This is a genomic window from Streptosporangium sp. G11, assembly GCF_051192615.1.
In the GTDB taxonomy this organism is placed as follows: Bacteria; Actinomycetota; Actinomycetes; order Streptosporangiales; family Streptosporangiaceae; genus Streptosporangium.
The window spans coordinates 1-13,796 of record NZ_JBPJUQ010000061.1 but is presented as its reverse complement, the minus strand read 5'-3'; the positions used below and the strand labels follow the sequence as shown (position 1 = coordinate 13,796).

Below are 13,796 nucleotides of genomic sequence, written 5' to 3'. Positions count from 1 at the left end.
GTTCAGCCGATCGATCGGGTGGCATCGAGGACGATCTCGGCGACCGCGACCGGTTCCGACGCGGGAATGGCGTGCGACGCGCCGGCGAGTTCGACGGCGGCGCGAGCGCCGGCCCGCTTGGCCATGAAGCGGTGAGCCTCGAGCGGGATGTTGTAGTCCAGCTCCGGGTAGATGAACCAGGACGGCACACTCGTCCACGCCGGGTCGCCGGATCCCTCGTTGAGCGCGGTGGTGTTCAGCGGGCGTTGAGCGGCCGCGTCGATGACGGCCCGCTCGGCCGGGACGTCGGCGCTGAACTGCTGGTGGAACTTCTCCTGCTGGATGTACAGATCAACCGTTCCGTCGGCCAGGGGGACCTCCTGCAAAGTCGCGCCCAGGGTGCTGCCGGGGAACTTGCCGGACAACGCGCCGATGCTCTCACCGGCTTCGGGCGCGAAGGCGGCGACGAAAACGAGCGCCTTGACGTGGTCGTGTCCGACGGCGGCGTTGGAGATGACCGCCCCGCCGTACGAGTGGCCGACGAGCACGACCGGCCTGTCGATCGTGCTCAGGATGCTGGAGACGACGGCGGCGTCCCCGGACAGGCTGCGCAACGGATTGGGCGCGGCGATGACCGGGTAGCGGTCGTCGAGCAGGCGCTGGATGACGCCGCCCCAGCTGGCGGACTCGGCGAACGCGCCGTGCACCAGAACGATGGTGGGTTTCACTTCAGTTCCTTTCATCGGGCCGGCAGGACAGGTCGCGGCTCCGGCCCAGCAGAAACCATGTTCTCCGAACAGGGTCAAGACCTTGACTGTGTTCCCGCGACATGGTGTCGCATGACACCGAATGCCGACGGACGACGCAGGAGGTTGTACATGTACCGAAAACGTGGCGCTGTGCTGATCGGGGTGATCGCCTTGCTCGGCACATTTGTCGTGGCCGGGCCGGCTGCTGTGGCCCGGCAAGCCGCACCCGAGCTGACGTGGGAAGCGTGCCCGGCCGAAGTCGTGATGCCGGCGCCGGTCGCGGTGCAGTGCGCGAAGATCCCCGTACCCCTGGACTACCGCGACCCGGACGGCGAGCAGATCGAGATCATGATCTCGAAGATCGCCAGCACCAACCCGGCCAAGCGGCGCGGCATCCTGCTGCTCAACCCGGGCGGCCCGGGCGGCATCGGGATCGACCAGGGCGCCTTCCTGGTCAGCCGGGGCCTGCCGACCACCGTATCGGATGCGTACGACCTGATCGGCATGGACACCCGGGGGGTCGGGCATTCGACGAAGATGAGCTGCGGCTTCACGCTCGAGGATCCGTACTGGGCCAACGTTCCGCCGTACGCGGCCGACGACGCCGCGGTGACCCGGCAGGCCGCGATCGCGAAGCAGGTGGCCGACAAGTGCGCCGCCACCGACAAGGACGGCCGGCTGCGGCACATCACCACGGCGAACACGGCTCGCGACCTGGATCGGGTCCGGGCGGCGCTCGGTGAGAAGAAGGCCAGTTACTACGGAGCGTCCTACGGCACGGCCCTCGGCGCGACGTACGTCTCCTTGTTCCCGAAGACCACCGACCGGATCGTCTTCGACAGCAACGTCGGCGACACCCACCTCGACCCGGCGGGCATGCGTCGGTTCGGGCTCGGCTTCGAGCAGACGTTTCCCGATTTCGCCCGTTGGGTGGCGACCCGGCACGACTCGTACGGCCTGGGTCGTACGCCGCAGCAGGTCCGCCGGACCTTCCTGCGGATCACCGAGCGGCTCGACAAGACCCCCGCGCCGGACGGTGCTGACGGCGCCGTCGTCCGGTACCTCACCTTCGCCGGCCTCTACAGCGAGTTGTCGTACGGGCGGGCAGCGCGCACCTTGCAGACGTACCTCAACCCGGCCGAAGCCCCGGCGACCAGGCAAGCGGCGCCGGCGAACCCCATCGACAACGCCCTCACGACGTTCCTCGCGACCACCTGCAACGACGTCAACTGGCCCGAGGACGTGGCGACCTACCGCCGGGCCGTCGCCGAGGACCGCAAGCGGTACCCGCTGTTCGGCGCCGCGACCGCCAACATCACGCCCTGTGCCTATTGGAAGCACGAGCCGTACGAGCCTGCGGTGAAGGTCGACGCCAAGGGCCCGGCCAACATCCTGATCCTGCAGAACCGCCACGACCCGGTGACCCCGTGGGTGGGCGGAAAGCTGCTGCGCGACAAGTTCGCCTCGCGCGCCAAGCTGGTGACCGCCGACGAGAGCGGCCACGGCGTCCTCCTCGTCCACACCAACGCCTGCGCCCTCCACATCGCCACGGACTGGCTGGTCGAGGGCAAGATGCCGGCCCGCGACACCACCTGCCGGCCCAGCTGAACAACCTGCGGTGACGGGTCTGGCGGATCCACCGCCCGGCCCGTCATCCGCCTGCGGTGGGCAGCCGGGGTTCACGGATCTTGCCTGTGTCGCCAGCACACGGTTTCTCATGGTCCCCACAATTCGAAAGGGGACAACACATGGGGAACGTCGAATACCACCGCGTCCTCGCGGGGGAGCGTCGCCGCGTCGGTCGCGGCATCCTCGCGATCGTGCTCCTGCTCGGCGGCATGCTGGTTTTCAGCGTCGTGTTGTCCGTGGGCGCTGCCGCTCTGGACGACCGTGGCAGCGACGGCTCCTACACTCCGCTGACGCACGCGGTCGGGATGTTCTCCTTGGCGCTGCTTCTCCCGTGGAGCATGGTCATTCAGCGCTGGCTCTACGGCGTACCGGGGGCGTCGCTCCACTCGGTGTTCTCGCGCTTCCGCTTCGACGTGTTCGGCCGCGCATTGCTGCTCATCCTTCCGGTCTGGGTCGCGACCCTGGTCGTGAGCGACTACCTGGCACCCGAGCCGCGCAGCGTGTGGTCGGACACCGATGTGCTGTGGCTGCTGGCCACCACCCTGCTGCTCACCCCGTTGCAGGCCGCGGGCGAGGAGTACGGGTTCCGCGGGCTCATCTTCCGGGTCGCCGGAAGCTGGACCCGGGGCAGCCGATCGGGTCTCGTCGTCGGCCTGATCGTGATGGCGGTGGCCTTCACGGCGAGCCACGGGGCGAGCGACGCGTGGCTGAATCTCTGGTACGTCGTGCTGGCCATCGGCACAGGGCTCGTCACCTGGCGTACCGGCGGCCTGGAGATCGCGGTCGTCCTGCACGCGCTGTGGAACACGCTGGGCTTCGTCTTCTCCATCGCCATGCGGTCCGACTTGAACAGCGTCGTGACCGACCGTGATGCCGGAGCCGCGACCGCCGCCACGCTCATCCCGAGCGCCGTCGTCCTCGTCACCGTGGTGATCGTCTGGCTCACCACTCGGCGCACCGGACCGCTGACCGCTCAGGCCGGTTCGAGCCGGACATGACGATCGAAACCGCCTGCGTCATCGGTGCGAGCTTCGCCGGGCTGCCGACGGCGCGAACACCGGCTGACCACGCGCGACGGGTGGTGCTTCTCGAGCGGGATGTGCTCGCCCCGGGGGCGGTCGGGCACACCTCCGTTCCGCAGGGCAGGCACGGTCACTTCCTTCAGCCCGCAGCGCTGGAGAAGCTCGAGGACTGGTTCCCTGGATTCACCGACGACGCCGTCGCGCGTGGCGCCGTCCTGGCCCCGCCCGGACACCACAGCCTGTTCACGAACAGCGAGCCGATGGCGGACTGGGAAGCCACAGCCTGGTGCGCTGGCTCGAGCAGGGCGGCTTTCCGGCTCCGCCCGTGCAACGGGTTCCTGTCGGCATCGGCTACACGACCGCGCTGTTCAGACGGTCCCCGGACGACCTCCGTCCGAAGATATCGTGCGCGCTCGACCAGTTCACGCCGGGCGCCGACGGCCAGGGGCTTGTCGCTGTCGCTGTCTACGCGATCGAGGGAGACCTCTGGCAGGTTGTCGGAGTGGCCTATGGCCGTGACCCTAAGAAGGCGACTGTCAAGGACCTCCGGGCGGTCTGCGCCGGGCTGCCGGAGATCTTCCGGAGGGCCACCGCGGGCGAGCAGGTAGGCGAAGCCGAAGGATACTTCTACACCGACAGCCGTCGTCGCCGGATCGCGGATCTCGACCGTTTTCCGGCCGGCCTCGTCGATATCGGTGATGCCGTGGCGACCTACAACCCTGTTCACGGCATCGGTATGGCGTCAGTCTTGAATCAGGCCTCGCTCCTGGCTGATTCTCTCGCCGGGCGAAGCGGAGACTTCCTGCGCATGCGTGAAGCCGTCGTGGATGAGGCGTGGGCCGTAGGAGCCGGGCGATGAGACGTCACCCCGGACCCTCGCAACAACGGCGGTTGACCCTGTTCTGGCAACAGGGTCTCTACTGGGGCCCCGACGAGTCGACCTAGGTGAGCCCATATGAATGCACCCACGTCTCGCTACCGGCTCGTGCCGATGTGGCCACGCGACCCGGACGAGGCCGGCCGGACCGCGTCGTCACTGGAGCTGTTCTTCGACCTGGTCTTCGTCGTCGCGGTCAGCATCGCTTCCGTCCAGCTGCACCACCAGCTCACCGAAGCGCATTTGTTGGACGGCATCGTCAACTACGCCGTCGTGTTCTTCGGGATCTGGTGGGCGTGGATGAACTTCACCTGGTTCGCCACCTCGTTCGACACCGACGACTGGCTCTACCGACTGTTGACCATCGTTCAGATGGGCGGCGTGCTCGTGCTCGCCTCCGGCATACAGGCGGCGTTCGAGGACCAGGACTATGTCGTACTGATGCTGGCATACGTCGTGATGCGCATCGCGCTCGTCGCGCAATGGATGCGCGCCTCACGCTCAGCCGGGGACACCCGCCGGTCCACCACCACCTACGCCATCGGGATCGCCGTCGTTCAGATGCTCTGGCTGGCCTCTCTGCTCCTGCCCGCCGCCGCGTTCTGGGTCGCCGTGATCGTCCTGATTGGGGCCGAGCTCGCTGTGCCGGTCGCCGCGGAACGACGGGCCAGAACCCCGTGGCATCCGCACCATCTGAGCGAACGGTTCGGCCTGTTCACCCTCATCCTGCTGGGCGAGAGTCTGCTGGCCTCGGCCAACGCGATCATCGAGGCGCTTCATGAGGGCGACACACTCGGGCCGCTGATCAGGGTGGCCGTGCTCACGCTCGTCGTCACGGCCGCGTTGTGGTGGGTGTACTTCTGGGCACCGCACCACACCGCCATCAGCGGTCTGGGCCTCTCGCTCGGTTACGGCTACGGTCACTACTTCATCTTCGCCGCGGCCGGCGCGCTCTCCGCCGGAATCGAAGCCGAGGTCGATGTCATCACCGGCCACAGTGAGCTCGACCCGGTGGTCGCGTCCTTCGCCTACACCATTCCGATCGCCGTCTTCATCCTCGGGATCTGGCTGCTCGTGATGCGTCGCAGCGCCGGGAGCCACATCAACATCATCGTGCCGGTCGGAGGGGTCCTCGTCCTCATCGACCCTCTCATCCCGATCCCGTTCGCGCTCACCGCCGTCATCCTCACCGGTGTGGTGGCCGCCCTGATCTGGCAGAAGCCTCTGAACCGCACGCCACAAGCTCACCCTGCGGCTCTGATGACATCGACCCCGAAGTAGACAAATAGAGGGCACATGGCAGTCGAAGTTATAAACGTTCCCGAGGCCAAACGGTACGAGGCCCGGCAAGAAGGAGAGACCGAGTTGGCGGGCATCGCGGAATACATTCGCACGGCGGAGCTCGTTGCGTTTGTACACACCGAAGTTCCTGCGAAATACGAAGGCAAGGGAGTAGGAGCAGCGCTGGCCCGCGCTTCCCTTGACGAGGCTCGCGCCGCGAACCTGCGGGTGCTGGCGATCTGCCCGTTCTACACGGGGTGGATCGCCCGGCACCCCGAGTACCAGGACTTGCTGTGCGTGAACAACGTACGAACCCCCTTCACCGCTCTGGACGAACAGAGCGCCGACAATCGGCGCTTCCTGTTGCGGCACATAGAGGTGGCCGCCCAATTGCCGACGATCCGTCGAGTCCGCCGAAGGGCGCTGGAGGCATGGGACCTCCAGGATCCTGGCCGGCTGCTGGACGTGGGCTCGGGCGCGGGTGAGGTGGTGCGCGACCTCGCAGCACTGGTCGGCCCGGCCGGTGAGGTGATCGGCGTCGACAACTCGCAGGCCGCCGTGGACTTCGCCCGCGAGCGAGCGGACGCCGCGGTGGTGCGGTACGACCAGGGAGACGCGCTCGCATTGCCGTACCCGGACGATCATTTCGACGGAGTCCGGTGCGAGCGCGTGTTGCAACACGTCGTCGATCCCGATGCCGCCATCGCCGAGATGGTGCGGGTGCTGCGTCCCGGCGGCCGGGTGTGCCTGATCGACACCGACTGGGAGTCCATGCTGTTCGACGGGACGCCGCAGTTGGGTGAGGCGTACCGAAAGCTCGCTCCGGCGCTGCCGGCCGCGACGTCCACCGGGCGCACGCTGCGCCGCCGACTGGTCACGGCCGGTCTCGCCGACGTCAGTGCCGAGCCGGTCACCGTCGCGATAACCGACTATGCCGAGGCGGCCGCCCTGATGTCCGTCGTGGACCGCGCCGTATTGCAAGGCCCTCTCTTGAATCTGGGCGAGACCGCGGAGCCGTGGCTGGCGGAGGTGGACCGGGCCGTCGCCGACGGCACGCTGCTCGCGGTGCTCACGATCTGGGTCGTCACCGGCACGAAGCCCGCCCCTTGATCAGCGCTCGTATCGGATGGGCAGCGTCCGAAGGCTGTGGACCAGTGAGCTCGACCGCCATCGCAATCCGGGGGCGGCCGCCGCGAGCTCGATCTTCGGAAAACGGCCGAGCAGCGTACGCAGAGCGACCTCCCCTTCCATTTGGACCAGTCCCGCATCCGGTCCCGGTCCTCGTGCGGCACCCCGAGCAGCTCGGAGATCACGGTGATGGGCAACGGGAACGCGAAGGCGTCGATCAGATCCACCTCGCCGGCGTCCCCCATGGCGTCGGCCGGCCCACCGGCGACCTGCTCGACGGTGCACGCATCCGCACGACCGTACGCGGGGTGAACGCCTTGTTGCCCAGCCGCCGCAGCCGCGTGTGGTCCGGCGGATCGGTGTTGAGCATGTTCTCGGTCAACGACCAGCGCAACGTCGGCGGCACATTGTCCGGCAGAGTCCGGCTCTTGGTGCCGAGATGGTCGACGCCCGTCGTCGAGCCCGCAGTGATCGCCGAGCTGTAGACGAGGTGGGCGACGCCGCAGCGCTCGGCGATGTCGGCCACCGCCGTGCCGAAGCGGACCTCGTCCTCGTTGGTCACCTCGGCGCCGGCCTGGCCGGAGTTCGGCTGGACACTGAAGACGCCGTGGGCGTCGGAGAAGGCAGCGCGGAGCGACTCCGGATCGGCGAGGTCACCGCGGACGGTTTCGACGCCGGCGGCGGATAGGGACCGGGCCCGGGGGCCGGACGGATCGCGCACGACCGCGCGGACTGCCCAGCCGTCGGCCCTCAGCGCAGCGGCGACCGATCCTCCCTGCTGCCCCGTGGCGCCCAGGACGACGACGGTTTTGCTGATGTCGGTCATGCCGGCCACGTTGCGCTCCCGGCGATCACGGACGTGTTCCTGACGAACATTGCTGATCCCCCTGGGGTACTGAGAAGTGAGTCGGAGCAGGTTGTCGTTCAGTCCGGACCAGACGACACCCTGTTCTCACCACCAGGTCAAGGTTTCGAGCGGTGCGTCATACTTCAGCGGTGAAGAGCAGGACGCCGGCCGGCGACCATCGGCGGCAGCGTGCGAGCAGCGTCGCGGGCGCGTCGAGCATCGCGATGAAGCGGCGCTCGACCGCGGCCCTTTCCGGCGTGGCGTCGGTCGTCGGTTTTCTCCTGATCCTGCAGTTCGCCTCCGGGCTCACCCAGGGCCGGCTCGCACCCCTGGTGCCAAGCATCCTATGGATCGGCGGGCCCTTACCGGTGGGTTGCCGGCGACCAACCAGGGTCACGGCCGGCGAAAGCGACGACCCGTTCCACCGGAGAAGCATCGGGCGAGACCGCGTACTCCGGGCCGAACGCCATGCCGGGGCCGCGCCACTCGGGCTTGAGCGTCGCCCGGTAGAAGGCGAGTGCCCGCTCGCAGGTCGCCTCGTCCGGTTTCCAGGGCAGACCCGCCGCGGTGGCCATGTCCCAGCCGTGAGTGATCACCTCGATCAGCAGCATGTCCAGGACCACGGCGCCGGGAAACGCTCCACCGAGGTGAGGCACGTTCACGATGGTCGTCTCGACCCCGGCCGCCAGCGCGGATCGCAAAGTCGCCGAGAGCCGAGGGAGGACGGCCTCAAGCTGGTCGGGCCCTGAGTAGGTGTGCGGGTCCGCTCCTCGCTCCTCGGCGCCAGGGTCGCCGAAGGCGGCGTCGAAGTAGGTCAGTCCGCCGGTGAGGTGCTGCCGCAGTCGCCGCACGTCGAACCCGTCGCACGGAGTCGGCAGCGCGTACTGCTCCGCGGTGGTGTCGGCCGCTACCCGCGCCAAGTCACCGAGCAAAGTCAAAATCACGCGGGCATTCAACACCGTGTTCCGGCAACAGGGTCAAGTGCCGTCGGCGCCGCCGGTCGATCCCTCGCCGCTCCGAGCCGGAAGAAGCGGAACGGCGATGCGACGCCGCACAACGACGGCCGCCGCATCGCGCATCCAGAGCAGGCGGTTGCACAGGGCGGGGCGGCATCATCGGCGCCAGCGGGGCGTGCAGTGGATTCGAGCGGAGGCAGGACCATGGCGAGGTTCCGGGTCCCCGGGCATGACCGGCGTTGGAGGAGCTGTCGTTGGCGCGATGCCCCTCATGCCCGATCGGTGCGGCCCGGCGGGTTACGTCGTGGCGTGATGATCACGTCCGGCACCGGCGGCGCGGGAAGGCGGTGCCCGTGGTAGCCCTCGACGCTTCCGAAGCGGTCCGAAGCGGCCTCCCAGTCCTGGCGGGCTCGCAGGATCTCCTCGTGGTCACGGACGACGAAGTTCCACCACATGACGATCTCCTCCTCGAACGGCGGGCCACCGAGCAGGATGGTGCGTGCCGGACCGTCCGAGCGGTTCGTCACCGTCAGGATGTCGATGCCCGGCGCCACGTAGCCGAGCTCCCCTGCGGGGACCGCGGTACCATCCAGGCGTACGTCACCGGCATCGACGAGCAGGCCGTGCTCGAATCCGGGGTCGATGGACAGCGTGACCGTGGCGTGCGGCTCGAGGTCGAGCTGCGCACCCAGCAGGGGTGTGAACGTCCGCACCGGAGAGGTCTCGCCTGCCACTGAGCCGAGGAAGACCCGCAGCTCGGCCCCGTCGATCTGTACGGGCTCCGGCACGTGGTGCTGGAAGTCACGCCCGGCTTCCCGATCCGCGTCGGGCAGGGCCACCCACAACTGGACGCCGTGGAGGACCGTGGTGTCCGCAGTGGAGACCTCGGAGTGGGCGATGCCGTGGCCGCCGGTCATGAGATTGAGCTCTCCCGGACGGATGAGCGAGTGGGTGCCGAGGCTGTCGCGGTGCTCGATGGTGCCGCTGAAGAGCCAGCTCACCGTCTGCAGCCCCGTGTGGGGATGCGGCGGTAGGTCCATGCCGCCCGCCGGCACCTCGACCGGTCCGTAGTGGTCGGCGAAGCACCAGGCGCCGATCAGTGTCCGAGCCCGCTGGGGAATCGTGCGCCGCACCTGCAAGGCCCGCGGTCCGCCCAAGGGCACGTCGCGGGCCGAGAGCACCTCGACCCCGGTGGTGCTTCCGACCTGTGTCATGGACCGCATCACTTCCGAGGCCGCTTCCGGATTGCTCACTTGGATCACTCCGCGATCGGGTTGTGCACGGCTGCCTGGGTCAGAAGTCGGAGCTCGGCGGCCTGGACGTTGGCGCCGAAGGCGGCGGTGCCCGGCTCGAGTCGGACACCCTCGGCGAGAGGTCCGATAGGCACGGGGTCGAAGCCCAGGTCATCGACGAGCGCCGCGACCTCGGTAACGTCCGCCTCGCTGTCACCGGCGACCGCGATCGCCTTGCGGCCCGGTGCCCCGGCGGGCCGGCCCTCGTCCTCCAGGTCGTGGTACCCCATGTGGTTGAAGGCCTTGACGACGCGTGCACCGTCGAGGAAACGCTGCACCTCCTCGCTGGAGGAGACGCCGGGCGCGAGGAACCGCTCGCGGGGCCCGTCGACCTCCCACCAGTGGTTCATGGTGTCGATGACGAGCTTGTGGCGCAGCTCGTCGGTCGGGAGCGCGCGATACTTGCTGAGCGGGAGGGCGAGAATCACGACGTCGGCGTCCCGTACGGCTTCGACGGACCAGACGGCGGTGGCGCCGGGCGTCAGGACGTCGATGGTGAGGGCGATCTTCGCGGGGTCCCCCGACCCCGCGACGAGTACTCGATACCCGGCGGCGAGAGCGAGGCGGGCCAGGACCGTGCCCACCTTGCCGGCCCCGAGGACGCCGATGGTGCGTACGGCCGTGCGCACCGTCATCGGGCCACCTCCAGCGTGCTGGGCTCCTCGGCGAGCAGCTCGCGCACCATTGGGATCACCTTGGTGCCGTACAGTTCGACGGCGCGCAGACGGTCGCTGGCCGAGACGGAGCCGGCGGCGGAGTAGATCAGGTCGAAGCGCCCGACATCGAGCGTGCGGATGGCACGGGCCATCTTGCGCGCGACGGTCTCGGGCGAACCGACGTAGAGGGAGCCGTGCTCGACGTCGGCCTCGAACTCCTCACGCCGCACAGGGGGCCAGCCGCGCAGGGCGCCGATGCGGTCGCGTATCTCCTTGTAGCCAGGCCAGAAAAGTCGCTTGGCCTCCTCGTCGGTCTGGGCAACGAAGCCGGGCGAGTGCACCCCGACCGGGTAGGCGGTGGTCTCCAGCTGTTCCGTGGCGCGCCGGTACAGGTCGACGTACGGGGCGAAGCGGTCGGGCGCACCGCCGATGATCGCGAGCATGAGCCGGAACCCGTACCGCGCGGTCCGGATGACGGACTGGGGCGACCCGCCCACACCGACCCAGGTCGTCAGCCGCCCGGACTCCGTCTTGGGGAACACGTCGGCGTCCTTGAGCGCAGCGCGCGTGGTGCCCTCCCACGTGACCGGTCCCTCGTCCAGCAGCTTGTGGAACAGGTCGATCTTCTCCTCGAAGAGGATCTCGTAGTCAGCCAGGTCATACCCGAACAGCGGGAACGACTCGGTGAACGACCCGCGGCCCAGGATCACCTCGGCGCGCCCGTTCGAGAGCGCGTCGACCGTGGCAAAACGCTGGAAGACGCGCACCGGGTCGTCGGAGGACAGGACTGTCACACCCGAGGCGAGGAGGATGCGCTCGGTCCTGGTGGCGATGCCGGCCAGCACCGTCTCGGGAGTGGAGATCGAGTACTCGGGGCGGTGGTGCTCACCGAGGGCGATGACATCCACGCCGACCTGGTCGGCGAGGACCGCCTCGTCCACGACAGCGCGGATCGCCTGACCATGGGAGACGACATTTCCTTGATCGTCGCGAGGTAGGTCGCCGAAGCTGTCGATACCGAACTGGACGGCGGTGCTGTCGGTCATGGGTTCGCTCCTTGCGGGATCCGGGTCTCACCGTGATTGGGATTGACGTGTCAATCCTGTAACGTGCAGAGTTGACGTGTCAATTCCGGGAGGTGCCATGGCGCAGAAGAAGCGCCGCGCGATGCCCACGCGTGAGGAGCTGCGCATCTGGCGCAATTACATCGAGACCGCCGAAACATTGCGCACCCTCCTGGAGGGACGGCTCCAGAGCGAGTCGTCCTTGTCCTCCGCTGACTATCGAGTGCTGCTCGCACTGAGCGAGGCGGATCGGAGGACGATGCGTTCCTCCGAGCTGGCCCAACTGATCGGCTGGCAACGCAGCCGCCTGTCACACCACCTGGGGCGGATGGAGAAGCGCGGGCTCGTACGCCGAGCCCCGTGCCCCGACGACGTCCACGGCATCGACGTGCGGCTGACCGACTTCGGAGCGGAGTCGTTCCGGCACGGCTCGGTGCCGCACCTGCGTGACGTGCGCGAGCTCTTCGTCGACGCGCTCTCCCCGGAACAGCTGGTGAAGGTCGACGAGTTCACTGAGGCGCTACGCCGACACCTCGACCTCGAGCCGCAGCGCGTGCATCAGGAGAAGGGAACTCCATGACCATGCAGATGGCCGGCAAGACCCGCAGATTCGACAGGGGGTGGCTGAAGGTGAGATTCACCTTCAACTCGCCGTCGCAGGGCAGCTTCGTCGTGGAGGAGGGCGGGGTCATACCGAACGGCCACGCCGAGACCGTCGCGCTCGATCTGAAGGAGATGCGCGACGACGTCCACCTGAACTCGTGGACCGAGGCGAGCGGCGCGACGGTGACTCACGTGGAGAACTTCGCGAACGCGACGGTGTACTCCAAATACGTCACTTCCCAAAACGAGAGGACCACAGCAATGAACGATCAGAACCAGCAAGAAGTGACCATCCGCGACAACCCCGACAAGGGTCGCTTCGACGTCCTCGTCGAGGACACCCACGCCGGGTTCTCCATGTACAAGGACTTCGGAGAGATGCAGCGCATCTTCTACCACACGGTGGTCTTCGATGAATTCGAAGGCCGCGGTCTCGCCGGCACGCTCACTCGCACCGCACTGAGCACCAGCGCCCAAGCCGGATATCGCATCGTGGCGGTCTGCCCCTACGTCAAGAAGTGGCTCTCCACGCACCACGACTTCGACGAGGTCACCGACCCTGTGGGCCGGGAGCACCTCCGCGCTTTGCGCTGAACCGTGCACGAGCGCGCACCAGAGCCATCCGCCACGACGCCTCTCGCGCTTGCGACAGGAAGGGCCCCGCGACGATGCCCGTACCCCCGGCGTCGGACGAGCAGGTTCCGCCTCATCCCGATGGCGGCCCGCGACCCCCACGAACCGGGCCGGTCGGCCAGCATGCTCGAGCTGTTCTTCGACCTCGTCTTCGTCGTCGCAGTGAGCATCGCCGCCGTACAGCTGCACCACGCCCTGGCCGAGGGGCACGTGCTCGACGGCCTGGTCACCTACGGTCTGGTGTTCTTCGGGATCTGGTGGGCCTGGATGAACTTCACCTGGTTCGCCACGTCCTTCGACACCGAAACCACATCTCCACTGTGCTGGGCAAGCTCGCCGTCGACACCCGCCGGCAGGCCGTACTTCTCGCGGAAGAGCGCGGCTGGATCTGATCGGCCCCGCGGCTCACCCCACGAGCGCGTCGAGCTCGGCGATCGGTTCGGGGGCGAGTCTGTGCCTGCCGATGATGTCATCCGGCCAGGTCATGGTCTTGCTGGGGGTCGCCTGACGTGCGTGATGCCCAGCCGCTCGGAGCGCGGCATGATGATCGTCTGTGCTCTTTCGCCTGGCCTATCTCGCCGTCACGAACACCTTCGCCGCACTGCGGCTGCTGCCGATGGGCGATCGGGACAAGGACGTCGAGATCCTCGCTCTTCGCCACCAGATCACCGTTCTTGAACGGCAACTCGGCGCCGATGTCAGGATGAGATTCGCTCCCGAGGACCGCGCCTTCCTCGCCGCTCCGCTGACGTCGCTGCCCCGTACGGTCCTGCGCCGGCTGCGGCTCCTCGTCCGCCCGGACACCGTCCTGATGCTCAAGGGCGCCGCCGGCCTGGACAGCGTACCTCCGCGCCCGCGAACCCTGAGGCCGAGCCACGTCCACCACGGGAACCGGCGTGGCCACGGAAGGAAGCCAGGCCCGAGTGCCGGGGCATTTCGGCCAGATCTATAGCGCTTCGTCCGCCACACACTGCGAGAAACCCCCGCAAACGCCTCACCATTCTTCCGAACCACGCTGCGCATATGGGAGACGAGGCTAGAGTGGCCGAGTTCTCCAGGAAAGGATCATCATGCTCAGCA

General features: G+C 68.0%; 15 protein-coding genes and 1 pseudogene. 9 read left to right on the top strand and 7 right to left on the bottom strand.

Translation table 11 applies throughout. The features are described from left to right. Window positions 1-2: 2 nt before the first annotated feature. Complete coding sequence (locus tag ACSDR0_RS37730; RefSeq protein WP_435293741.1) at window positions 3-707, bottom strand: alpha/beta fold hydrolase; 705 nt, start codon at window positions 705-707, stop codon at window positions 3-5. A 150-nt stretch (window positions 708-857) separates the two neighbouring features. On the opposite strand from ACSDR0_RS37730, the gene ACSDR0_RS37725 reads away from it, so the two are divergent. From ACSDR0_RS37725 to ACSDR0_RS37705, 5 genes are all read left to right on the top strand, one after another. Continuing rightward, complete coding sequence (locus ACSDR0_RS37725; RefSeq protein ID WP_435293740.1) at window positions 858-2,336, top strand: alpha/beta hydrolase; 1,479 nt, start codon at window positions 858-860, stop codon at window positions 2,334-2,336. 140 nt (window positions 2,337-2,476) lie between these two features. Next, a complete protein-coding gene (locus ACSDR0_RS37720; RefSeq protein ID WP_435293739.1) occupies window positions 2,477-3,355 on the top strand; it encodes a CPBP family intramembrane glutamic endopeptidase in 879 nt (292 codons plus the stop codon). A gap of 310 nt (window positions 3,356-3,665) precedes the next feature. Then, window positions 3,666-4,238, top strand: a complete 573-nt coding sequence (locus ACSDR0_RS37715; protein ID WP_435293738.1) for a hypothetical protein — start codon at window positions 3,666-3,668, stop codon at window positions 4,236-4,238. Window positions 4,239-4,334: 96 nt separating this feature from the next. Further along, window positions 4,335-5,537: a low temperature requirement protein A gene (locus tag ACSDR0_RS37710; protein ID WP_435293737.1), complete on the top strand. Its 1,203-nt coding sequence runs from the start codon at window positions 4,335-4,337 to the stop codon at window positions 5,535-5,537. A 15-nt stretch (window positions 5,538-5,552) separates the two neighbouring features. Continuing rightward, entirely contained in the window at window positions 5,553-6,647 is a 1,095-nt protein-coding gene (locus ACSDR0_RS37705) for an N-acetyltransferase (RefSeq protein ID WP_435293736.1), read from the top strand. A 235-nt stretch (window positions 6,648-6,882) separates the two neighbouring features. Here the strand turns inward: ACSDR0_RS37705 and ACSDR0_RS37700 are convergent, their stop codons facing one another. From ACSDR0_RS37700 to ACSDR0_RS37675, 6 genes are all read right to left on the bottom strand, one after another. Further along, entirely contained in the window at window positions 6,883-7,491 is a 609-nt protein-coding gene (locus tag ACSDR0_RS37700) for an NmrA family NAD(P)-binding protein (RefSeq protein ID WP_435293735.1), read from the bottom strand. A gap of 157 nt (window positions 7,492-7,648) precedes the next feature. After that, window positions 7,649-7,855, bottom strand: coding sequence for a hypothetical protein (locus ACSDR0_RS37695; protein WP_435293734.1), 207 nt, complete (start codon window positions 7,853-7,855; stop codon window positions 7,649-7,651). Between the two features lie 19 nt (window positions 7,856-7,874). Continuing rightward, window positions 7,875-8,432: a TIGR03086 family metal-binding protein gene (locus tag ACSDR0_RS37690; RefSeq protein ID WP_435293733.1), complete on the bottom strand. Its 558-nt coding sequence runs from the start codon at window positions 8,430-8,432 to the stop codon at window positions 7,875-7,877. 305 nt (window positions 8,433-8,737) lie between these two features. Further along, window positions 8,738-9,682: a pirin family protein gene (locus ACSDR0_RS37685; RefSeq protein ID WP_435293732.1), complete on the bottom strand. Its 945-nt coding sequence runs from the start codon at window positions 9,680-9,682 to the stop codon at window positions 8,738-8,740. A gap of 44 nt (window positions 9,683-9,726) precedes the next feature. Then, entirely contained in the window at window positions 9,727-10,395 is a 669-nt protein-coding gene (locus tag ACSDR0_RS37680) for an NADPH-dependent F420 reductase (RefSeq protein ID WP_435293731.1), read from the bottom strand. Next, on the bottom strand, window positions 10,392-11,462 hold the full coding sequence (locus ACSDR0_RS37675) for an LLM class flavin-dependent oxidoreductase (protein ID WP_362864077.1): 1,071 nt from the start codon (window positions 11,460-11,462) through the stop codon (window positions 10,392-10,394). The genes ACSDR0_RS37680 and ACSDR0_RS37675 overlap by 4 nt, the downstream gene beginning before the upstream one ends. A gap of 97 nt (window positions 11,463-11,559) precedes the next feature. On the opposite strand from ACSDR0_RS37675, the gene ACSDR0_RS37670 reads away from it, so the two are divergent. The 4 genes and pseudogenes from ACSDR0_RS37670 (at window position 11,560) to ACSDR0_RS37655 (ending at window position 13,668) form a co-directional block, all read left to right on the top strand. Continuing rightward, complete coding sequence (locus ACSDR0_RS37670; protein WP_435293730.1) at window positions 11,560-12,060, top strand: MarR family winged helix-turn-helix transcriptional regulator; 501 nt, start codon at window positions 11,560-11,562, stop codon at window positions 12,058-12,060. 8 nt (window positions 12,061-12,068) lie between these two features. Further along, window positions 12,069-12,677, top strand: coding sequence for a GNAT family N-acetyltransferase (locus ACSDR0_RS37665; RefSeq protein WP_435293729.1), 609 nt, complete (start codon window positions 12,069-12,071; stop codon window positions 12,675-12,677). A 120-nt stretch (window positions 12,678-12,797) separates the two neighbouring features. Beyond that, window positions 12,798-13,016 (top strand): annotated as a pseudogene (locus tag ACSDR0_RS37660) (low temperature requirement protein A); the annotation flags it as partial. Between the two features lie 253 nt (window positions 13,017-13,269). Next, window positions 13,270-13,668, top strand: a complete 399-nt coding sequence (locus tag ACSDR0_RS37655; protein ID WP_435293787.1) for a hypothetical protein — start codon at window positions 13,270-13,272, stop codon at window positions 13,666-13,668. Window positions 13,669-13,796: the final 128 nt, after the last annotated feature.

Excerpts from the sequence above, each read along its gene's own strand:
- ACSDR0_RS37725 (WP_435293740.1), top strand. The coding sequence starts at position 858 with ATGTACCGAAAACGTGGCGCTGTGCTGATCGGGGTGATCGCCTTGCTC.
- ACSDR0_RS37720 (WP_435293739.1), top strand. The coding sequence starts at position 2,477 with ATGGGGAACGTCGAATACCACCGCGTCCTCGCGGGGGAGCGTCGCCGC.
- ACSDR0_RS37710 (WP_435293737.1), top strand. The coding sequence starts at position 4,335 with ATGAATGCACCCACGTCTCGCTACCGGCTCGTGCCGATGTGGCCACGC.
- ACSDR0_RS37705 (WP_435293736.1), top strand. The coding sequence starts at position 5,553 with ATGGCAGTCGAAGTTATAAACGTTCCCGAGGCCAAACGGTACGAGGCC.
- ACSDR0_RS37700 (WP_435293735.1), bottom strand. The coding sequence starts at position 7,491 with ATGACCGACATCAGCAAAACCGTCGTCGTCCTGGGCGCCACGGGGCAG.
- ACSDR0_RS37695 (WP_435293734.1), bottom strand. The coding sequence starts at position 7,855 with ATGCTTGGCACCAGGGGTGCGAGCCGGCCCTGGGTGAGCCCGGAGGCG.
- ACSDR0_RS37685 (WP_435293732.1), bottom strand. The coding sequence starts at position 9,682 with ATGACACAGGTCGGAAGCACCACCGGGGTCGAGGTGCTCTCGGCCCGC.
- ACSDR0_RS37680 (WP_435293731.1), bottom strand. The coding sequence starts at position 10,395 with ATGACGGTGCGCACGGCCGTACGCACCATCGGCGTCCTCGGGGCCGGC.
- ACSDR0_RS37675 (WP_362864077.1), bottom strand. The coding sequence starts at position 11,462 with ATGACCGACAGCACCGCCGTCCAGTTCGGTATCGACAGCTTCGGCGAC.
- ACSDR0_RS37670 (WP_435293730.1), top strand. The coding sequence starts at position 11,560 with ATGGCGCAGAAGAAGCGCCGCGCGATGCCCACGCGTGAGGAGCTGCGC.
- ACSDR0_RS37665 (WP_435293729.1), top strand. The coding sequence starts at position 12,069 with ATGGCCGGCAAGACCCGCAGATTCGACAGGGGGTGGCTGAAGGTGAGA.